Here is a 21,125-nt window from a genome sequence, read left to right as displayed (position 1 = left end):
CTGCATTATGTTGGCTCGACCCAGATCGTTAGAATGACTACCCGTGTCTCACCCCCAGAATCAGCACAGTGTAAAAACCAGTCTTGTGTCCGACTCCGCCCGCAGCTATGAGGTCCGCACCTTCGGCTGCCAGATGAACGTGCACGACTCGGAGCGTCTCTCCGGTCTGCTCGAAGACTCCGGATATGTGCCGGCGGAAGAAGGCGCCACCCCGGATCTCGTGGTGTTTAATACGTGTGCCGTACGTGATAACGCCGACCAGCGCCTTTATGGCACCCTCGGCAATCTGCGGTCGGTGAAAGATAAGCACCCGGGCATGCAGATCGCCGTGGGTGGCTGTTTGGCGCAAAAGGACAAGGACACCGTGGTGTCCAAAGCGCCGTGGGTAGATGTGGTGTTCGGCACCCACAATATTGGCTCGCTGCCCACGCTACTGGAGCGCTCCCGTCACAATCGCCATGCCGAGGTCGAGATCGTCGACGCTCTCGAACAATTCCCCTCGGTCTTGCCAGCGAAGCGCGAATCCGCCTATGCCGGCTGGGTGAGCGTGTCGGTGGGCTGTAATAACACCTGTACGTTCTGCATCGTTCCTAGTCTGCGCGGCAAGGAACAGGATCGCCGCCCCGGCGATATCCTGTCCGAGGTGCAGGCCTTGGTCGATCAGGGCGTGTCCGAGGTGACCCTACTGGGGCAAAACGTCAACGCCTATGGTGTGAACTTCGTCGACCCCGATCTCGAGCGCGATCGCAGCGCCTTTTCTAAGTTGCTGCGCGCCTGCGGCGACATCGAGGGACTGGAGCGGCTGCGCTTTACCAGCCCCCACCCCGCGGAGTTCACCAGCGATGTCATCGACGCCATGGCCGAGACCCCCTCGGTGTGCCCGCAGCTGCACATGCCGCTGCAGTCCGGCTCCGATGAGGTGCTGAAGAAGATGCGCCGCAGCTACCGCACCAGCAAGTTCCTGCGTATCCTCGATGAAGTGCGGGAGAAGATCCCGCACGCCGCCATTACCACCGACATCATTGTGGGCTTTCCCGGCGAAACCGAGGAGGACTTCCAAGCCACCTTAGAGGTGGTAGAGAAATCTCGGTTCTCCAGCGCCTATACCTTCCAGTACTCTCCGCGCCCGGGCACACCCGCCGCGGAAATGGACAATCAGATCCCCAAGGACATAGTCCAAGACCGCTATGAGCGGCTGCTGGCAGTGCAGGAGCGTATCAGCGAAGAGGAAAACGCCGCTTTCCATGGCCGCGAGGTGGAGCTGCTGGTGCAGGCCGACGGTGGCAGGAAGAACAGCGCCACCAAGCGCGTCTCGGGCCGAGCCCGCGATGGCCGCCTCGTGCACTTTAGCCCCATCGACGCCCAGGGCGCGGATATGGGAGAGCAGATCCGTCCAGGCGATGTGGTGACGGTGACCGTCACGGACTCCGCCCCGCACTTCCTCCTCGCCGATGGTGGTGTGCTGAGCCACCGCCGCACCAAGGCGGGGGATATGTCCGAGGCGGGGAAGCGGCCCACGACCGAACCAGTGGGGGTGGGCCTTGGCCTGCCGGGTATCCGCCCCTCTTCCTAGGGCTTGAGGCGACTCTGGCCTACAATATGTGGGGAGTGCGCACCCGCAACCCGCTGCGCCCTCCGTTCTAGTATCTGCAGGCCACACCACGTGGTCGCGCACGTGGATGGAATCGACTACACAGTGGAGATGAACCCCTAGTGGATAAAGCGAACACCCCCGCCGAGAAGAAGCTACTCTCGGCCGATGATCTCGCCGGCCTCGAGAAGCAGGCAGCGAAAAAGGTGGACATGGGCTCCACGTGGATCAGCCTGATCGCCGTTTTCGTGCTGTTTCTCATCACCTTGATCCTTCCCTTCACCGGCAAAGCCAATGGCTTCGACATTCTGGTGATGAACGATAAGGCCCTCGAATTTGGTGCCACCCCGCTCGAACGCCTCTTTGTGATTCTGGGGCTCGTGTCGATGGTGGTGGTGAATCTCGTGGTGGTGGCGTCGCGAAGCATGCTGCTGACCTACATCAACTGGGTATTCGCCGGCATCACGGGCACTGCGGCGATGTTCATGATTTGGATGGGGCAGACTCGGCTGCGCGCCGAGGGCTCCTCGGGCACCGAGTTTGGTGCCGCTTTAAGCGGAATCGTGGCCATTGCATTCTTGCTGATCATGACGGGATTGATCTTCCGCCGCAGCGAGGAACAGCTCGATATTGAAGATGCCCGCCGCGAAGCCGGCTCGGATGATCCCGTGGCCGACGCTCAACGTGAGGCGAGCGTGGGGCGGCGCTTCTCTCGCTATGAGGACAGCCCGCTATTCGTCGATGATCGCCGCAAGAAGGCCTCGGAGCGCCACCGCCCCCGCAGCACCGACGCCACCGACGCTGAGGACTAAGCGCTCAGCGGGCGATGACGCTGATAGGCCGTGGCCCGACTAATCGGGTGGAAACCCAGCGCCGTATTCACCGCCAGCATCGGCTTATTGGACACCTCCACCGAGGTATAGACCCGCGCTAGCCGCGGGTCTTTCGCATGCAGTGCCCGCAGGAGTTCCTGCTTCACCAGCAGCCCCGCCCCACATCCGCGGACCGAGCGTGCCGTGACGGTGACGTTCTGCTCGGCCACATCCTCGCGGGAGCCGGTGGCCTGGGCAATCACGCTTAAGGCCAGTACGGTGCTCGCCTCGCCATGGCCGCTCAGGAGCAGGCCGAAGTGAGTGCGGGTGCCATTCTCCTGGGCGAGGCGGGTGATGGCATCCAAGCGGCCACGGTCCCAGCGCTCGTTTTCGCCCACGAAGTCGCGCCGCGGCGCATCGCTATCCGCCAGCGCATAAAGCTCAGTGATCTGCTGTCGCATAGGGCTGGGTAGTTCATCGCAGAAGTACTCGAAGCGCACCTGCGCGTCCGTGCCGTCCTGTGCCTTGCCATCCTGAGCGATGCCGGACTGAGCCACCGCGGTGTGCAGCCGCTCCCAGCTCGCCACTGTGGGGGCGGTGACCGGCAGCGGCACATAGCCTTGGACGGTGTGCAGCACCGGGGAGAACCCGGCGTCCTGCAGGAGCTGCGTATAGGGGAGCTCAGCGGGGGCCTGATTATCGCCGGTATCCACGGTGGGTTGTTCGAGCCAAGTGGTGAGCAGAGTGCGTTCGGCACGCGCGGCGAAGAGCCGCGCCAGCTCGAGTGCGTAGTAGTAGCGCTGGCGTTGCTGCTCGCTCATCTCTTCGCCGAGCAGGACGAGTTCCTCGACATCGGCGATGAGCTCGACGGTGGCGGCGCAGCCGTCCTCGAGCAGTGGCAGGGAGACGATGATGCCATAGCTAAAATCCACCACCTCATCCACGGCGTGGGCAGTGGCTGCGTCCGCCTCCGCCGCGGCTATGGGCAGAGCCACGCTGTTATCCAGCGCGTGAGCGGGGCTGAGCTGCAGATCGTGATCCGCGCTGAGCAGCAGGATGGTGCTGCGCGCATCGGGAGCAGGGATGAGACAGGAACACAGCCGCTCCACGGAGAAGGAACGATCCGCAGTGCCGGCGAGCATCTGCGCTCGGAACCCGTCGCTGAGCGCGAGGGTTTTGAGATTGGTATTGATCGCGTCAGTACGCGGTAAGGCGGCGATGGGGGAGAAGTGATAGACAGTCATCGTCCACCCAGCTTAAACGGTGGGCCTATACCTGCTACACGGTGGTCACCCGCGCCACAGAGACCACCACCCACGAGACGGCTAAATGGGGTGTCTCGTGGGTGGTGGGGTGAAGAAGCGCCGTTTAAGGGCTTAGAGGTTGTCCACCGCCTGAGTGGCGGCGTCGGCCCATTCCTGCCATTGGGCGGCCTGGGCGCGGTATTTCTCGGCGTCCTTGGTCTTGCCGGCCTTCTCGGCCTCGGCGGCCTGGTGGTTGAACTCATCCACGCGGTCGAGGAACTGCTGGGCGCGGGCCTGCACCTCGGGGTCGGTGCGACGCCACTGCTCGTCCGCGGCGCGTGCAACCTTGTCCTCGAGCTGCTTGATCTTGGAGTCGTACTCGCGGATCTTCGCCCGCGGCACATAGCCGATAGCCTCCCACTTCTCCTGCAGCTCGTGCAGCTTCGTGCGGGCGGCCTCGAGGTCCTTTTCCGGGGTGATCAGCGGGGTGTATTCCGCGATCAGCTCATCCTTGGCCTCGGCATTGGCTTGGAACTCTTTGTCCCGCTGCTCGTTGAGGGCATTGCGGGCTTGGAAGAAGTGATCCTGGGCGGCCTTAAAAGAGGCCCACAAGGCATTATCCACCTCGCGCGGGGCGCGGCCGGCGGCCTTCCACTGCTTCATCAGCTCGCGAAACTCCCCAGCGGTGGCGTTCCAGTCAGTCGAGTCCTTAAGTTCTTCGGCCTTGGCCACCAGCGCCTCTTTGGTGCGGCGGGCGGCGGCGCGGTTGCGGTCGAGTTCCGCGAAGTGGGAGCCGCGGCGGCGGTTGAAGGAATCGCGGGCCTTGGAGTAGCGCTTCCACAGCGCATCATCAGTGGCGCGATCGATACCGCGGATGGTTTTCCACTCATCCAAGATGGCGCGCAGGCGGTCCCCGGCGGCCTTCCACTCGGTGGAGTCCGCGGCGATACTCTCGGCCTCGGCAGCGAGCTCCTCCTTGCGGGCGATGGCCCGGGCGCGGCGCTCGGCCTTGCGCTGCTTGGCTTCCTCTCCGGCCTCCACGGACTCGTTCATGATCTCCGCGAGGCGATCATCGAGATTGTCCACATCGCCGATCACGGTGGCCTCGGGCAGGGACTCTCGGAGCGCGGCCGCCGAGGTGCGAATATTTGCGGCATCATCGGGGTGCGCCTTGAGGCGGGCCTCGAGCAGCTCGACCTCGGTGGCAAGATCAGCGAAGCGTTGTGCGTAGTGGGCCAAACCGGCCTCGGGGGAGCCGGCCTGCCACGAGCCGATCACGCGCTCACCGGCCTTGGTGATGAGCACGACGGTGCCGTCCTCGTCGATGCGGCCGAAGCGGGACGGATCCGACTTCGGGATATGCACAGCATGCGGTGCCGCCGGCCGTGCTACCGCGCTGGGGCGCGGCGCGGGCGTGGCTCCCGGCATGGCTCCGGGGGTGACGCCGGGGCGGGGGCCCGGACGCGGACCTGGTGTGGGGCTCGGGGGAGTAGTCATGGCGTGAGGAATCCTTATAAGTCTGTAACGCTGCCGCGCGGCACGGCTGCCAATAAACACGAACTGACAAAAACCCTAGCACCTCTGCTGGGGGCACGTAGGGGAGAACCCTAGGTGGCAGCACCGATGGTTTAAGCTAAATTTCCGAGGAAAAATCAGTCAAGGTCTGGAGTTGTCTGTGCGGCACATCGTGGTCATCCCCTCCTCCCCAGCATTGATCGAGGGTGTCTCTCCCCATGATGAGGGATCAGCGCGCCTGCGCCAGGCGGCCCGCAGCATCCTGAGCACGCGCGCCGCCGCTGTCGACAGTATCGCTGTGATGCGCTCCGCCGCCCCGGAATGCCGCACCGAGCTCCTCGGTTCGCTCAGCGCCTGGGCACCCGGGGTGGAGCTGCCGCGCGCCCAAGACGGACACCTCCTGGGCGAGATCATCGCCCGGCTCCTGCTGGGTGAGCAAGAAAAGAAGATCACCGCCTGTGCCGAAAAGATCGAGGCGCTTGTCCACGCCGAGCTGGTGATTGTGCTCGTCGATGGCCCCGTGACATTGACCGAGCGAGCCCCCGGCGGCTTCCACCCTGAGGCCGAGGATGCCCAGAGCTTTGTGCGTGAGCTGCTTCGCGGCGATAGCCCCGAGCAGTGGCATTACTCCGATCTCTCTCGGGCTGGGGTGCTTGACCCAGCGCCCTGGATGGAATTGTGGGAGCTCCGCGAGCAGGCCACAGCGCAGCAGCTCCTCGCAGAAGACACCACCGGCGGGGTAGGCCGCTTCGTAGCGGAGTGGGAGATGGCCGCATGAGCCAGTGCACCCCTCTCGCTATTGTCGGCCCCACCGCTTCTGGCAAGTCGAGTCTCGGTATCGCCCTAGCGCAGCAGCTCGGTGGCGAGGTAGTCAATATCGATTCCATGCAGCTCTATCGCGGAATGAATATCGGAACCGCCAAGCTCAGCCCAGCAGAGCGGGGCGGTATCACCCATCACCTGCTCGATATTTGGGATGTCACCCACACCGCCTCGGTGGCCGAATACGGCAAGACCGCGCGCGGGGTAGTGGAGAGTCTCCGCGGTTCCGGAACAGTTCCGGTCCTGGTGGGTGGCTCCATGATGTATGTGCAATCGGTGGTGGACCAGTGGGAGTTTCCGCCCACCGACCCACAGGTGCGGGCCCGCTATATGGCGCTGCAAGAAGAGATCGGCCCCGCCGGCATGCATGAGCGGCTGCGTGCCGTGGATCCCGCGGCAGCGGAGATCATCGAGGAGAATGACCCCCGGCGCAATGTACGCGCCCTTGAAGTCATCGAGCTGACCGGCAAGCCCTATGCCGCGTCCCAGCCGCCGAAGGACAACCCACCGCGGTGGGGCACGCATCTTTTGGGACTCGCGGTAGACATGGACTGGCTGGGCCCGCGAATCGAGCAGCGCACCCGCGAGATGTTTGACCAGGGCTTCATCGAGGAGGTCCGCAGCCTCCGCGAGCGCGGGCTCACTGCTGGCTCGACGGCCGGGCGAGCGATCGGCTACGCCCAGGTATTGGCGCATCTGCGTGGAGAGATCAGCGCCGAGCAGGCATATGAGGACACGGTGCGCGCCACCCGGCGTTATGTGCGGCGCCAGCGCTCTTGGTTTAAACGCGATCCGCGCATCACCTGGATTGACGCTGCGGACAACCCGCTCGAGCAGGCGCGAGCGCAGCTGCGCCGGTGGGGCTATAGCGATGGCGAAGACCCAGTGGTGGCGAAGAACTAGCTGTAGTCGTGGCCCAAGCGGAGCGCGGCGCGCCGAGCGCTTTGATAGCGCTCCTCGAGCGCGGCGGCACGACGATCGGTGATCGCCAGCAAAGACTCCAGTTGCGGGATCGTATCGTGGGTTTCCAGCTTGGAGTTCAGGCGATTAAGGAAGCGCTTGGCCGTGGAGTACTCGTGGTGGAACTCTTCAATGTCTGGGTCCGTGCAATCGGGATCGGCCAGCGCCGGGCGCTGCAAGGTGCGATCGGCAATGGAATCGGTGTCCGTGCCGGTGAGAAAGCGCTCGTATTCGCTGATGGTGTCTTGAATATCCTCCGCGGAATAGCGGATGGAAGAGACCACGGCGGCGGTCTCCTTGCTATCGGGGCGATTGCGCAGGGTATACCACACCACGCCGGAGACGAGCAGCACCAAAATGATGCCTTCGAAGCGCAGGAAGACGATGAGGGCGACACAACACACCAGCAGTATGTAGTGGGTCCAGTCGAGGGACGGCCAATGGTTTCGCACTGCGCTCCTTTCTGTTCTCGCGGCGGCGAGTAGCTCACTCGATGATGGGGGACATGGGGGCAACGAGTCGTGCTGGCGAATTGTTCCCCTGCCTCCGCCCAGCCGGTTAGTGGCTGCCGCAGCCTCCCGAACCACAACCGCAGCCGCCGCCGGAGCCGCAGCCGCCGCCACTGGGGGCGAGGATGGATGCGGTCAGGGACACGCGCCCGGCGATCACCGAGCCGGGTGTGGGCAGATCGGAGTCGGCGGGCAGGCACAGATCCATGGGGAAGGGAGAGGAGACGCGCACATAGATGAAGCGCTGGCCGGTCAAGGCATTGGTGCGGTACTCCGAGTGAGAGACCTGGAAGGCGATCTGGGCGGCCGAGTCGGGCGGGGTCGAGCCATCCCCGGCGGCAATCACCTCGGCGCCGTGGGAGAGGACCGTACCGAGCTTCAGCCCAGAGCTGGAGGCGATATAGCTATCGGGATCGCTAAAACCGGCCAAAGAAATCCCCAGAGCGGTAATGGATAGCTCTTGGAAACGCTGCTGGCCGTCCTCGACGAGCAGCGGCCCCTGAGCGATATTGGCGGTGAGGGTGGTGATGGGCTCGTCTTGATCATCGAGCACCTCGATCTGGCCGAGTACATCGTTGACCATGGTGACATGACCGCGCGCCACGAGCGGGGAGAGGAAACCCGCATAGGTAGAGAAGGGCTCGGCGGCCAGAATGTTGATCTGGGCGCCGGAGGCGTCGGTGAACTGCACAAGCTGGCCATCGCCGACCTCGCCGGTGACGGCGAGCTGGTTGGAGGAGATAGCAGCCTCTACTGCGTCCTGCCACTCGGGGAAGTCCATGCCGATACTTTTAAGGTCACTGGTCATGAGACTCATGGTAGGCAAGGACACAACGAGATAAAAATACAGCCCACGGTATTTTCCCTAGATAATCCGTGGATTTCTGTGGTAATAACCACAGCTCAGTATGACCTGCGTTTTCCCTCTCAGAGGGTGGGGTAGAAGCGGGTGGCGAGGCGGGGGCACCCACGGGTTCGCGGGCGGCAGCGGGGCAGTGCGGGAAGGGGTGTGAGGACCGTTATGTCTCGCATCGACTGTGATCCATTAACGCTGGGTAGGTGAGGCATTGCTCACTGAGAACATTCTCATACTTGGCCAGCATAGCCTTGGCTTGGCGTGTGGCGTTAGGATTAAATAGTTCACCCTTTGAAACGGATAAGAGGTTATCCATGATTGCAATTCTCGCCGAGATGGAGAAAGGTCAGCGCGGCCGCCTCGATGGCATTGACTCCGATAGTGTCAGCCCCGAGTGTTACCGCCGTTTTTCGCAGCTCGGATTCCGTGAAGGCTGCTCGATTGAGATCACTCACCACACAGCCGGCGGCGGCGTTGTTGTCCGCGTCGGTTCCGCTCGCTATGCGCTTGATGCCCATACCGCGCGAGCAATGCGTCTGCAGGTCTAATACGCCCAGCCTTAGCTGAAAACAACGTTGTCGCCCCCGCGCCACTTCATGTGGTCGCACATGAAGTGGCGCCATACCATCCTGTGCTCCGCCAGAGCCCATGTTCCCGACGGAGTGTGCCGTTCACCCCCTAATTGGAAGAAAAGAGGCCAGCCCGTGGCTTCAACACCGTCTTGTCACAGCTCCACTCACGGCGTAGCCGCCCCCGAAGGAACCCCTGTGGTGGCTCTCGTTGGATCCCCCAACGCCGGCAAATCCACCCTGCTCAATGCCCTCACTGGTACCAAGGCCCGCACCGGTAACTGGCCGGGTACCACCGTGGAAACCTCGCGCGTGCTGTGGAAACACAATGGACGTACCTACGATCTCATCGATTTCCCGGGTGCCTATTCTCTGGATCCCGTCAGCCCCGATGAACAACTCACCGCCGATGTGCTTATCGACGGTCCCGATGAGGATAAGCCCGACTGCGTGATCGCCGTGGTGGATGCCTCCAACTTGGCCCGTAGTTTGTACATGATCTCCCAGCTGGCCGAGCAGCCCCTACGCGTCGTGGTGGCCCTGAGTAAAAACGATATGGCCGCAGCCAAGGGGATGCCAGTGGATGCCCGCGCCCTGTCCGCGGCACTGGGCATGCCGGTGATCGATGTGGATCCGCGGCGCATGAAGAATGTCGAGGCCCTGCCCCAAGCTGTGGAATTGGAACTCAACACGCCGAAGACACAGCGTCGACAAGCACCCGCGGATGAGTTCGACGCCGCCGATGAACGCTTCGCCTATATCGACGCGGCCGTCCAGGCTGCGGTGAACAACGAGGGCGAGCACGGACCTAGTGTGTCGGAGAAGATCGATGCCGTGGCGCTGAATCGCTGGGCGGGGCTTGTGGTGTTCCTCGGGGTGATGTGGCTGGTATTCCAGATCACCACCACCGTGGCGGTGCCACTGCAAGACGCCCTCGACAATCTCTTCAACGGGCCTGTGAGCTCTGGTGCCCGAGCGCTACTCGGCGCAGTGGGCCTTGGCGGAGGAGTCATCGAAGGCTTGCTGGTCGACGGCCTCATTGCCGGCGTGGGCATGGTGCTCACCTTTGCCCCGCTGATGGCGTTGATGTTTATTTGCTTGGCCATTTTGGAAGACTCCGGCTACATGGCCCGTGCAGCCGTGGTGACTGATCGCGTCATGCGTACCATCGGCCTACCCGGCACCGCCTTCATTCCATTGATTGTGGGATACGGCTGCAATGTACCGGCGATCTCGGCGACGCGCGTGCTGCCCAATCCGCGCCAGCGGCTGCTCACCGCGCTTCTTATTCCCTTCACTTCGTGCTCGGCGCGCCTGACGGTGTATGTGATGCTCGCGGCCACCTTCTTCCCGCAGCACGCGGGGACGGCGGTATTTGCCATGTACCTCATCTCGATCGCGTTGATTGTGTGCACCGGTTTATTGATGCGTGGCACCCTATGGCGCAATATGCCCTCGGATCCGCTGGTGATCGATCTGCCCGACTACCAGGTGCCTCGGCTGCGGCTGACCCTGGCCTCCGCCTGGGTGCGGCTGCGCGGCTTCTTGCACACAGCCGGTACGATCATCGTCGCCACCGTCACCGTTGTGTTCCTACTGCAATCCATCCCCGTCACCGACGAGTACTCCTTCGCCGATGAGAACCTCAGCCCCCGCGAAAGCGTCTATGGCCAGGTCTCCGAGACGATCGCGCCTATATTCGAGCCGGCCGGTTTCGGCTCCTGGTCTATCACTGGCACGCTGATTACCGGTTTCGTGGCCAAGGAGGCCGTGATCGCCTCGTGGGCGCAAACCTATGCGCTCGACGACGTCACCGATGAAAGCCCGACGGAACAGGCCTCCTCGCCGCTGGCGAAGGCCGTCCGCGGCGACTTCGAGGAGACCTCCGGCGGCCATACCCTCGCCGCGGTGTGGGCGTTTATGATCTTTATTCTCGCCTATACCCCCTGCGTGGCCACGCTTGCCGCGCAGCGCAGAGAAATCGGCCTGAAGTGGACCGTGGTGGGCATCGGCTTCCAGCTACTGACCGCGTGGGTGTTGGCCGTGGCCGTCTTCCAGGTACTCAAGCTCATCCTCTAAACCCACCGCCGCCGCGCCCGCACGCTGCGTATCGACGCACACCTCGTGGCCAGCACCATTGGCTGCGAGGCGAGCGACGCGGTCCTATCTCGGCCCCGCGATACTTCGCCTGGCCAGTCCTTATCCTCTCCTATCAAAGACAGCGACATTGTCATGACTGCACCATCGTCGTCGACTCCCGCCGAAGCCAGTGCTGATTCCTCAGCACCGGTACGCCCGCTCAGCGCCATCCGTACTGCCATCCTGCAGGGTGCCAGCACCATCGGTAGTATTTCCGCGGCCACCGGCTTGAACGCCTCGGTTATCCGCGCTGGGCTCGACCAGCTCGAACGCATGAACCTGCTCACCCGAAAACTACAGGTGTCCGCCTGCTCCACCTCCCGCTCCTGCGCGAGCTGTAGCGACCACGGCTCCTGCGAGGTCCCCACCCACAGCGACAGCAAAGGAGGGATCGTCACCCTCACCCTCAGCCCGCGGCCACCGCGTGGCTAAGACGTCGATAAGCGGCGGCAGGGGAGGGCGCACTCCCCACCGCGGGCGCGGGAGGGCGCACCCCAGAAGGAATGTCGCAGGTGAGACGAGCACTACTGTAGGATCGCGGATACGATGACAGATTCTCATGATGAACTTATGACTGAGGCATTCCGCGATCACCGGCCCACCGTTGTGCCGGAGGAACGCGACGCCGGTCGGGACCACACCGGGCTCATTTCTGCCAACCCCACCCCGGCTGCCGCCACCGAGACCCCCACCACCGGTGAGCTTGAGCTCGAGGAGCGCGGCCGCTTCCGCCACATCACCCGCGACACCCAAATCCGCCGCACCGAGCGCGATGACGGTTATGACGTGGAGTACCGCAAACTCCGCCTCGAGCGCGTCATCCTCGTCGGCGTATGGACCGAGGGCACCAGCGCCGAAATCGAGGCCACCCTCGCCGAGTTGCAAGCCTTGGCCGAAACCGCCGGCTCCGACGTCGTCGAGGTGCTCTACCAAAAGCGAGACAAACCGGACCCAGGAACCTATATCGGTGCCGGCAAGGTCACCGAGCTGCGCCACCTCGTGGAAGCCACCGACGCCGACACAGTGGTCTGCGATGGCGAGCTCAGCCCCGGTCAGATGATCGCCCTCGAAAAGGCCCTAGACGTCAAGGTCGTCGACCGCACCATGCTCATTCTCGATATCTTCGCCCAGCACGCGAAGTCCAATGAGGGTAAGGCGCAGGTGGCACTCGCCCAGATGGAATACCTCATCACCCGCGTCCGCGGCTGGGGTGGGGCGCTGTCCCGCCAAGCCGGCGGTCGCGCCGGGTCGAATGGCGGCGTCGGCCTGCGCGGTCCCGGTGAAACCAAGATTGAGGCGGACCGCCGCCGCCTGCGCTCGGACATGGCCAAGCTGCGCAAGGAGATCGCGGGGATGAAGACCTCCCGCGATATCAAGCGCGCCCGCCGCCAGCGCTCGACCACCCCGCAAATCGCGATTGCCGGCTATACCAATGCCGGCAAGTCCTCCTTGATCAATGCCCTCACCGGCGCCGGTGTGCTGGTGGAGGATGCGCTCTTCGCCACCCTGGATCCCACCACCCGGCGCGCCGAGCTCGCCGATGGTCGCAGTGTGATCTTCACCGATACGGTCGGTTTCGTCCGGCACCTGCCTACCCACCTAGTGGAGGCGTTTCGCTCCACGTTGGAGGAGATTCTCGAGGCCGATCTGCTGCTGCACGTGGTCGATGGCTCTGATCCCTTCCCGCTGAAGCAGATCGAGGCCGTCAACGAGGTGATCACCGATATTGTGCGCGAGCAAGACACCCAGGCCCCGCCGGAGATCATTGTGGTGAACAAGATCGACCAGGCAGATCCGCTGGTGCTCGCCGAGGCCAAGGCCGTGTTGGATGATTGCGTGTTCGTCTCCGCGCACACGGGCGAGGGCATCGCGGAGCTACAGGCCCGCATCGAGCTATTCCTCAACAGCCTCGACGCGCACGTGGAGATGCTCATTCCCTTCACCGATGGTGATGTGGTGGCGCGCCTGCACGATCAGGCCACCGTCTTGGGCGAGGAGTATGGCGAGGAGGGCACCACCATGGATGTGCGTTTGCCCCGGCAGCTGGCCGCGGAGCTCGCCCGCTACGTGGTGCACACGCACTAGGGCAGAAGCGCTTATCGACGCCCTCTCGCTGGATCCGCTAGCGCCATCGCCGAGGAGGGGCCCTCGAGCGGTGGCGCCCCGTCTAGGCTGAGGCACTCTCTGCTGCGCATCCTGCGCGTTATAGAGTGGAGGTTTGTGAATAATCCTGCGATATCTCAAGACACCTCCTCCCGCTCGAGCGATAGCGCCGGCCGCGGCGGAACGGGGCCGCTGGGCCTCGGCTGGGCGGTGCATGGCGATGGCAAAAGGATCCTGCCCGGCGCGGTGGTGGCCCCCGAGGAGCGACTGAGCTGGTTGCGCACCATCGGCATCGGCATGCAGCATGTGATCGCCATGTTTGGTGCGACGCTGCTGGTGCCCACCCTCACCGGCTTCCCCGTGAACACCACTTTGTTGTTTTCGGGTCTGGGCACGATGCTCTTCTTGCTCGTCACCCGCAACCGGCTGCCCTCCTATTTGGGCAGTTCTTTTGCGTTCATCGCGCCGCTGAGCGCTACCCAAGGATCGGGTATCGGCACCCAAATCGGTGGTGTGCTCATCGCCGGTCTCACCCTGGTGCTGGTGGGTGTGATCGTTAAGGCCGCCGGCAAACAGGTGATTGATGCGGTGATGCCGCCGGCAGTGACCGGCGCCATTGTGGCGCTGATCGGGCTGAATCTTGCCCCCACGGCGGCCGGAAACTTCCAAACCCAGCCGCTCGTGGCCACGGTGACGCTGCTGGTGATTCTCGGTGCTACCGTGGCTGGGCGCGGTATGGTCGCCCGCCTCGGCATCCTCATTGGTGTGCTCGTGGGATGGATCTTCGCCGCGCTTACCGGCAACCTGCCCGAGGGCGCCGTGGACACTATCGACGCCGCCCCGTGGGTGGGGCTGCCTACATTCCATAGCCCGCACTTCGAGCTCAGCGCGATTCTCGTGACCCTGCCGGTGGTCATTGTGCTGATCGCGGAGAATGTGGGCCACGTCAAAGCCGTGTCCGAAATGACGGGCCGGGATATGGATGATCTGGCAGGCGATGCGCTCATGGCCGATGGTATGGCCACCATGCTCGCGGGTGGTTTTGGCGGCTCCGGCACCACCACCTATGCGGAGAATATCGGTGTCATGGCCGCCACCAAGGTTTATTCCACCGCCGCCTATTGGGTCGCTGCCTTTACTGCGGTGGCACTCGCCTTCATCCCGAAGTTCGGGGCGCTGATTTTCACCATTCCCGTCGGCGTCTTGGGTGGGGCCACCTTGGTGCTCTATGGCCTAATTGGCATGCTGGGGGTGCGGATCTGGCAGGACAACCGCGTCAATTTTAATAACCCCGTCAATCTCATGGCTGCGGCGGTTGCGCTGGTCGCCGGTATCGGCAATCTCACCTTGTCTATTGGCTCGATCTCGCTGGAGGGCATCGCCTGGGGCTCTGCCGGGATCATCGTGTTCTATCCCGTGATGATGAAGCTCTACCGCAGCCTCGGTGAGGGGCGCTACGTCCCGGCCGAGCGCCCCGCCTAGACCCCGTCGAGGATTGTCCAGAGCGGTGTCATACATCTACTGCCGCCCACCATGTGGTGGGCGGCAGTAGATGTATCTGCGTGAGCGAAGGATTACTCGGCGTCGAGATCCTTCTCGATCAGGGCAGCAATCTTCTCCACAGCCTCGGCGTTGTCGGAGGTGACAACAACCTCGTCGCCCTTCTCGGCGCCGAGGGCCATGATCATCAGGGAGGAGGCGGCGTCGGTGTCCTCGTCGTCGTCACCAACGAGGTTGAGGAAGATGTCCTCATCGAACTCACCGGCAGCCTCGGCGATGATGGTGGCGGGGCGGGCGTGGAGGCCGACAGCGGAGCCGACAGTCACGGTCTTAGAAGCCATAATGGATAATGTCCTTTCTATAAAAGGGTGTCTACGCTAGCCCCACTGTAGAAGCAAGGGGCCTTAATAGTTCTCACCCAAGGATAGTCACATCCGTGGATAAAAGCAGCTTGCGTAACACCCGAGGTGGGATGTTTTAGCAGAGATGCCGCAGCTTAAACCTGCGCTGTGGCATTTCTCTCGTGACCAGAGTCCGCGCCGGCGGCGCCGAGCGGCGCCGAGCGAGACCTGATCAGAGTCTTAGTAGCGATCACGCACACCGCGCTCACTGTTACTCCGGCGAGCAGAGAGACGAGAAAGCCGGTGATCGGCGTGATGGCGAAAAGTACGAAGATGCCGCCATGTGGGGCGTGGGATGCCACGCCCAGGCCCATGGATAGCGCCCCAGTGACCGCACCGCCAGCCATCATCGAGGGGATCACGCGCAGCGGATCGGCGGCGGCAAAGGGGATCGCCCCTTCGGAGACGAAGCTCAATCCCAGCACCCACGCCGACTTGCCGTTATCTACCTCGGCCGTGCTAAACGCTGAGGCCCGCAGCCAGGTGGCGAGCGAGAGCGCGAGAGGCGGAACCATGCCGGCCGCCATCACCGCAGCCATGATGTGCAGCGAGGCCTCATCGCCGGTGGACAGCCCCGCGGTGGCGAAGAGATACGCCGCTTTGTTCACCGGGCCGCCGAGATCGACGCACATCATCACTCCGAGCACAATGCCGAGCAGCACCGCGTAGGATTCGGACATGCCCGCCAAGCCCTCGCTGAGCCCCGTCATGACCGCCTCGAGGGGACGTGCTAAAAGCAGGAACATCACAAGCCCCACGCTGAGGGTGCTCAGCAAGGGAATGATCACCACCGGCATGAGCGAGCGCAGCACCTGCGGTACCCGCCAGCTGGTGATCCAGGCGCTCACCGCGCCGGCGATAAGGCCGGTAACGAGCCCACCGATGAAGCCGGCCCCGACCGCCACGGAGATCGCGCCGCCGACAAAACCAGGGGCGATACCGGGGCGATCGGCGAGCGCATAGGCGATATAGCCGGAGAGCGCGGCCACGATGAAGCTCATCGCGGCCTGACCGGTGGCGATAAGCACGGCGCCGATATACACCGCGAGCGCGGGCCGGTCGAAGGAGACGGCAGCACCAGTCTGGCTCATAAACTCCGTCGGCGGCAGAGTACTAAGCGAGTACTGGGCGAGGATGCCCTGCCAGTAGCTGGAGGTCTCCATCCCGCCCACCAGATAGCCGAGAGCCAGCAGCAAACCGCCGGCGGCAACGAAGGGGATCATATAGGACACCCCAGTCATCACCGTCTGCTGCATGCGGGTGAGCCAGCTCGCCTGCCCAGCACTGCGCTCGGGGGTGGCGGCGGGAACGGATTCAGCCTCGGTGGGTGCCGCGGGGTTGTCCGCCGCAGCAAGCGCCTCATCCAGCATCGCGGCGGGTTCGTTGATGGCTCGCTTCACCCCGGATTCGACCACGGGGGTGGAGGCAAAGCGCTGGCTGTCGTGTATGCCCACATCGCTGGCAAAGATCACGGCATCGGCGGCGGCGATCACCGCCGGATCGAGCGGCTGGAGTGAGGAGGATCCCTGGGCCTCTACCTGCAGGTCCACATCCGCACGTTCTGCAGCGGCGACTTTGAGAGCATCGGCGGCCATGTAGGTATGCGCGATCCCGGTGGGGCAGGCGGTCACCGCCACGATCCGGCGGACTCGCGGCTGCGGGGATGCGGTGGCGCTGCGTGGGCGGCGCTGCGTGGCGGCGAGAGCACCAGTGACCGCACGCACCACCTCCTCGGGGGAGGTGGCGTCGCGAAGCGCGGTGCGGAACTCCTGCTGCACCAACGCCCGCGCCAAACGCGAGAGGATGCGCATGTGCTCCGCGCCGCCATCTTCTGGTGCGGCGATGAGGAAGATGAGATCGGCGTCGCCATCGGGGCCGGAGAAATCCACGGGACGGCTCAGCCGCGCGAAGGCCACGGTGGGCGCGGTGACGGCGGCGCTGCGGCAGTGGGGGATAGCGACGCGGCCGGCGACACCGGTGCCGGCGGAGTCCTCGCGGGTGAGGGCAGCGTCAGCCAGCGCCGCGGCGGAACGTGCTCGCCCGGCATCGGCAATGCGCGTGGCCAATGCTGAGATGACTTCTGCGGGCCGAGCCCCCAAGTCGACGTCCACAGAGACCACGGACTCGGCGATGATGGAGTCTGTCATGAAGCGGTGTGTCCTCGCTCTATGGTGCGCTTTATAGCTTGTCGACGTCCACTCGGATGGCTGCGGCATCCGCGGCGCTAGGAATCATCGTGCCAGGCTTGAGGGTCGCTGCGGTGCCATAGGACACCGCTAGCTTCAGGGCATGGCAGGGGCTATCACCGCGGGTGCGGGCCATGGCATAGCCGGCAAGGGTACAGTCGCCGGCCCCCACCGTGGAGACAGGAGTGATCGCCTCGCTCCGGGCCACCCACGAGCCTTCTGCGGTGGTCAGTACCGCACCAGCCGCGCCGAGAGTGGTGATGCAGGTGCTCAATCCGCGGGCGATGAGATGGCTGGCGGCCTCGGCCACCGGTGCGTAGTCGCCCGCGTGGGCGCTGGCCTCGAGGCGGGCGCCAGAGACGCCGACAATCTGCCCCAGTTCCATGCCGTTGGGCTTCAACACATCAAGCTGGAGCGATTCCAGCTGCGGTGCGAGGGCGCGCAGCGGGTCATCGGAGGTGTCAATGGCGAGCGGGAGCTGCGGGACGGCGTCGTGAAGCGTGCGGGCGAGCGTGCAATAGAAATCCACGTCCACGCCGCGGGGCAGGGAACCGGCCAGCACCATGTAATCGGCCTCGGCGGCATGCTCGATGAGTGTGGACAAGGCGGCATCCACATCGAGCGGGCTGAGCACCGGGCCCGGGCCGTTGAGCTTGGTGGTCTCCCCAGCGCTATCGGTGATCGTGATATTCGTGCGCACCGTACCCGAGGAGGGAGTGGCCTCGAAGGGGATAGGGGTTTCCTGCATGACCATGAGAAAAGGATCGGTCGCGCGGGCAGGTAAGACGGCGAGGGTATCCTCCCCGGCGAGGGCGCAGGCATGGGCCACATTGATTCCCTTGCCGCCGGCGAAATCGATAGTTTCGCTCAGACGCTGCACAGAGCCCGGGCTGAGCGGCTCCTCGAGCGACAGCGTGCGATCCAGGCTCGGGTTGGGGGTGAACGTGACGATCACGGGTGCACGACCTCAATTCCGTGGGCTTCTAGAGTGTCTCTGTAGTGGCTGTCGACGTTTTCATCGGTGACCACATAGTCCACATCACTCATATCGGCGAAGGTGACCATGTAGTCCTGCCCGAACTTTGACGAGTCACAGAGCGCAATCACTGTGGAGGCATTCTGCACCATCATTCTTTTGATCGCCGCCTCAGAGGGATCGGGGGTAGACAACCCATGTGCCTCGCTGAGGCCGTTGGTGCCCATAATGGCGATATCGGCGCGCAAGGCGGAGATGGTGTCCACGGCCTGCTCCCCAATGACCGAACGGGTGAAGGCGCGCATCGTGCCGCCCACCAGATTCACCCCAGGCACACCGGCGGCGGCCAAGGTGATGCCGATGGACAAGGAATTGGTCACAATCGTCCACGACTGCTCACTGTAGCGCTCAGCCATCACGCTGGCGAGGGTATTGGTGGAGGTACCAGCGTCCATGAAGATAGCCGCGGGCCCGTCCGGGATGAGGGTGGCCGCGAGCTCACCGATGGTGCGCTTTTCGCGGGAACGCTCGAGCTCGGCGGCCGCATAGGAACGCCGCGACTGCTGCCCGGACTGATGTACCACGGCGCCGCCATGGACCCGCTGCAATAATCCCGCATTCTCCAATTGTTTGAGATCCCGACGAATCGTCTCTGGGGTGACATTAAAACGGGTCGCCAGCTCAGCCACCGAGGAGTGGCCCTGCGTGTTCGTCAGCGAGGAAATCTCTCCTCTGCGCTGATGGACAGAAAGCATACGTGTCAGCCCTTAGTGATCGTGTGGGGAGGGGTGGGGCCGTACGGTCGGGACGCGAGGACAGTGGTGGTGTGGTGAAAACCACACATGCCGTTGTGGCCGCGCAGACGGTACGGTCCGGGAAGGGCCACAATGCACAGGTGATGGGCCCTACACCCCTTCTCGGGAGGGGACGTCCTGAGAATGTTGTTCAACCTATCTGTTTACGCCCATTTATGTGGGTTTGTCAAAAATGTGATGTTGGATTCTGTTCCATTCTTTGCCGCTCGGACATTCTAGGCGTGCTATATTGAGTCCCTAGGCTCCGAACACAATGTTCCTGTCATAGTGACCGGCATCAATCGGTGCGACAGACTATCTAGATATCACCGTCTCGCGGTGCAGTGTGAGCAGCGTGACACTGCTCGTGGCATCCCACACATAGGATGGACAGCACAGATAGTAACCAAACCATCACACGACGCCCATATAAGAAAGGTGTCCCCGCCTCATGACTGATACCTCCCAAGCCACCACATACAAGGGAACCGGCGTTGTGCCGGGCGTATGCTACGCCGAGGCCGTGTGGATTCGTCCACGCCCCGCTTTGCCCACCTCGGGTCCCGTTATTGAAGAGGAGCAGCGCGACGCCGAGTTCGAGCGCTTCCAAGCTGCAGCCGCCACCGTGGCGGAACGCCTCGAGAACCGTTCGGCCGATGCGGTCGACCACGCCAAGGAAATTCTCAAAGCCACCGCCGGAATGGTGCGGGACAAGGGCTGGCAGAAGACCGTACGCAAGGCCATCCGCGGCGGCCACCCGGCCGAGTACGCCGTGGTGACTGCCACCAATAAGTTCATCACCATGTTCGAGACCGCCGGCGGAGTGATGGCGGAGCGCGTGACCGACCTGCGCGATATCCGTGACCGCGTGATCGCCGAGCTGCGCGGCGAGCAAGAGCCCGGCCTGCCGGCCGTGAACAAGGAAGTCGTGCTTTTCGCCGATGACCTCTCCCCGGCGGATACCGCGGCTCTCGATACCACCTACTTCACCGCGCTCGTCACCGAGTTGGGTGGTCCCACCAGCCACACCGCTATTCTGGCCCGCCAGCTGGGCGTGCCCTGTATCGTTGCTGCGGGCAAGGGCATCCACGAGATCGAATCCGGCACCGAGGTGCTCGTCGATGGTGCCATGGGGACCGTCTCCACCCACGCCGATCCGGAGTTCGCTGCCGCCGAGGTACGCAAGTCCCGCGAGATGGCCGAGCGCGTCGCCCGTTGGCGCGGTCCCGCCCAGACCATGGACGGCCACCGCGTGCAGCTCTTGGCCAACGTCCAGGATGGCAACGCCGCCCGTGTGGCCGCCCAAACCCCGGCCGAGGGCATTGGCCTTTTCCGCACCGAGATGTGCTTCTTGTCTGCCACCTCCGAGCCCTCCGTTGAGGAGCAGGCAGAGGTGTATAAGAAGGTGCTGTCGGTGTTCCCCTCCAACAAGGTTGTGGTGCGCTCTCTCGATGCCGGCTCGGATAAGCCGGTGGCCTTCGCCAATATGGCAGAGGAAGAAAACCCCGCCCTTGGTGTGCGTGGTCTCCGTATCGCCCGAGCGAATGAGGCCCTGCTCACGCGCCAGCTCGACGCTATCGCCCTGGCCAGCGAGAGCCTAGGCCGCGACGAAGCCGCCCCCACCTGGGTAATGGCGCCGATGGTGGCCACCGCCCGCGAGGCCAAGTGGTTCGCCGGTCTGTGCCGCGAGCGCAACCTCATCCCCGGCGCCATGATCGAGGTTCCGGCTGCCGCTTTGATGGCGGATAAGCTCATGCCGCATCTGGACTTCGTCTCCATCGGTACCAATGACCTCACGCAGTACACCATGGCCGCCGATCGCATGTCACCGCAGCTGGCCTACCTCACCGATCCGTGGCAGCCCGCCGTGCTGCGCCTGATCGAGCGCACCTGCGAGCAGGGCAAGGAAACGAACACCGCCGTGGGCGTGTGTGGCGAGGCTGCCGCCGATCCGGCACTGGCCTGTGTGCTCACCGGCCTCGGCGTTAACTCGCTCTCCGCCGCCGCCACCGCCATTGCCGGCGTTGGTGCCCAGCTGGCGCATGTCACTCTCGAGGAGTGCCAGCACGCCGCTGCCGTGGCACTGGACTCCGCCGGCGCCACCGAGGCCAAGGGCGCAGTGCGCGAACTGCTTGGCCTCTAAGCTGC

The 21,125-nt window shown here is 63.9% G+C and carries 18 protein-coding genes; 10 read left to right on the top strand and 8 right to left on the bottom strand.

Translation table 11 applies throughout. The features are described 5' to 3' along the window. Positions 1-85 precede the first annotated feature (85 nt). Positions 86-1,573 (top strand): tRNA (N6-isopentenyl adenosine(37)-C2)-methylthiotransferase MiaB, encoded by a 1,488-nt coding sequence (gene miaB / locus GBB11_RS01465; protein WP_255441536.1) that lies wholly within the window; start codon positions 86-88, stop codon positions 1,571-1,573. A gap of 140 nt (positions 1,574-1,713) precedes the next feature. Beyond that, entirely contained in the window at positions 1,714-2,403 is a 690-nt protein-coding gene (locus GBB11_RS01460) for a hypothetical protein (RefSeq protein WP_151548740.1), read from the top strand. Here GBB11_RS01460 and GBB11_RS01455 read toward each other — a convergent pair. Together GBB11_RS01455 and GBB11_RS01450 are read right to left on the bottom strand one after the other, a co-directional pair. Continuing rightward, entirely contained in the window at positions 2,400-3,647 is a 1,248-nt protein-coding gene (locus GBB11_RS01455) for a hypothetical protein (RefSeq protein ID WP_151548739.1), read from the bottom strand. The two genes, GBB11_RS01460 and GBB11_RS01455, sit on opposite strands and share 4 nt — an antisense overlap. Positions 3,648-3,779: 132 nt before the next feature. After that, positions 3,780-5,144, bottom strand: coding sequence for a DUF349 domain-containing protein (locus GBB11_RS01450; protein WP_151548738.1), 1,365 nt, complete (start codon positions 5,142-5,144; stop codon positions 3,780-3,782). 172 nt (positions 5,145-5,316) lie between these two features. Here GBB11_RS01450 and GBB11_RS01445 point away from each other — a divergent pair, with 172 nt between their 5' ends. Both GBB11_RS01445 and miaA read left to right on the top strand, forming a co-directional pair. Then, positions 5,317-5,940 (top strand): hypothetical protein, encoded by a 624-nt coding sequence (locus GBB11_RS01445; protein ID WP_151548737.1) that lies wholly within the window; start codon positions 5,317-5,319, stop codon positions 5,938-5,940. Further along, complete coding sequence (gene miaA, locus GBB11_RS01440; protein ID WP_151548736.1) at positions 5,937-6,887, top strand: tRNA (adenosine(37)-N6)-dimethylallyltransferase MiaA; 951 nt, start codon at positions 5,937-5,939, stop codon at positions 6,885-6,887. Before GBB11_RS01445 ends, miaA begins: the two co-directional genes overlap by 4 nt. Here miaA and GBB11_RS01435 read toward each other — a convergent pair. Then, a complete protein-coding gene (locus tag GBB11_RS01435; RefSeq protein ID WP_151528596.1) occupies positions 6,884-7,396 on the bottom strand; it encodes a hypothetical protein in 513 nt (170 codons plus the stop codon). The two genes, miaA and GBB11_RS01435, sit on opposite strands and share 4 nt — an antisense overlap. A 106-nt stretch (positions 7,397-7,502) precedes the next feature. Further along, positions 7,503-8,261, bottom strand: coding sequence for a hypothetical protein (locus GBB11_RS01430; protein WP_151548735.1), 759 nt, complete (start codon positions 8,259-8,261; stop codon positions 7,503-7,505). A gap of 362 nt (positions 8,262-8,623) precedes the next feature. Between GBB11_RS01430 and GBB11_RS01425 the strand changes: the two genes are divergently transcribed. The 5 genes from GBB11_RS01425 to GBB11_RS01405 all read left to right on the top strand — a co-directional run bounded on the left by GBB11_RS01425 (position 8,624) and on the right by GBB11_RS01405 (position 14,602). Next, the gene (locus tag GBB11_RS01425; protein WP_151548734.1) at positions 8,624-8,857 is read left to right on the top strand and encodes a FeoA family protein; all 234 of its coding nucleotides are present in this window, start codon (positions 8,624-8,626) and stop codon (positions 8,855-8,857) included. Between the two features lie 219 nt (positions 8,858-9,076). Further along, on the top strand, positions 9,077-10,957 hold the full coding sequence (feoB, locus tag GBB11_RS01420) for a ferrous iron transport protein B (protein ID WP_225979085.1): 1,881 nt from the start codon (positions 9,077-9,079) through the stop codon (positions 10,955-10,957). 153 nt (positions 10,958-11,110) lie between these two features. Continuing rightward, positions 11,111-11,449, top strand: a complete 339-nt coding sequence (locus GBB11_RS01415) for a hypothetical protein (protein ID WP_151548732.1) — start codon at positions 11,111-11,113, stop codon at positions 11,447-11,449. Positions 11,450-11,563: 114 nt separating this feature from the next. Then, positions 11,564-13,102, top strand: a complete 1,539-nt coding sequence (gene hflX / locus GBB11_RS01410; protein ID WP_151548731.1) for a GTPase HflX — start codon at positions 11,564-11,566, stop codon at positions 13,100-13,102. A 210-nt stretch (positions 13,103-13,312) separates the two neighbouring features. Then, positions 13,313-14,602 carry a uracil-xanthine permease family protein gene (locus GBB11_RS01405; RefSeq protein ID WP_151549003.1) on the top strand — a complete coding sequence of 430 codons (1,290 nt, stop codon included), beginning with the start codon at positions 13,313-13,315 and terminating at the stop codon, positions 14,600-14,602. A 92-nt stretch (positions 14,603-14,694) separates the two neighbouring features. Here GBB11_RS01405 and GBB11_RS01400 read toward each other — a convergent pair whose 3' ends face one another. The 4 genes from GBB11_RS01400 to GBB11_RS01385 all read right to left on the bottom strand — a co-directional run bounded on the left by GBB11_RS01400 (position 14,695) and on the right by GBB11_RS01385 (position 18,938). Continuing rightward, on the bottom strand, positions 14,695-14,961 hold the full coding sequence (locus tag GBB11_RS01400; protein ID WP_151528602.1) for an HPr family phosphocarrier protein: 267 nt from the start codon (positions 14,959-14,961) through the stop codon (positions 14,695-14,697). Positions 14,962-15,116: 155 nt separating this feature from the next. Beyond that, a complete protein-coding gene (locus GBB11_RS01395) occupies positions 15,117-17,168 on the bottom strand; it encodes a fructose-specific PTS transporter subunit EIIC (RefSeq protein WP_151548730.1) in 2,052 nt (683 codons plus the stop codon). Between the two features lie 31 nt (positions 17,169-17,199). Continuing rightward, positions 17,200-18,162 carry a 1-phosphofructokinase family hexose kinase gene (locus GBB11_RS01390; RefSeq protein ID WP_151548729.1) on the bottom strand — a complete coding sequence of 321 codons (963 nt, stop codon included), beginning with the start codon at positions 18,160-18,162 and terminating at the stop codon, positions 17,200-17,202. Next, the gene (locus tag GBB11_RS01385) at positions 18,159-18,938 is read right to left on the bottom strand and encodes a DeoR/GlpR family DNA-binding transcription regulator (RefSeq protein ID WP_151548728.1); all 780 of its coding nucleotides are present in this window, start codon (positions 18,936-18,938) and stop codon (positions 18,159-18,161) included. The genes GBB11_RS01390 and GBB11_RS01385 overlap by 4 nt, the downstream gene beginning before the upstream one ends. Before the next feature lie 490 nt (positions 18,939-19,428). Here GBB11_RS01385 and ptsP point away from each other — a divergent pair, with 490 nt between their 5' ends. Then, on the top strand, positions 19,429-21,120 hold the full coding sequence (gene ptsP, locus GBB11_RS01380) for a phosphoenolpyruvate--protein phosphotransferase (RefSeq protein WP_151548727.1): 1,692 nt from the start codon (positions 19,429-19,431) through the stop codon (positions 21,118-21,120). Positions 21,121-21,125: the final 5 nt, after the last annotated feature.

Source organism: Corynebacterium sp. 74A, from assembly GCF_008930665.1.
Lineage (GTDB): Bacteria > Actinomycetota > Actinomycetes > Mycobacteriales > Mycobacteriaceae > Corynebacterium > Corynebacterium megadyptis.
Note: the sequence above shows the minus strand (reverse complement) of the source record. Positions and strands in the feature narration are given on the sequence as shown.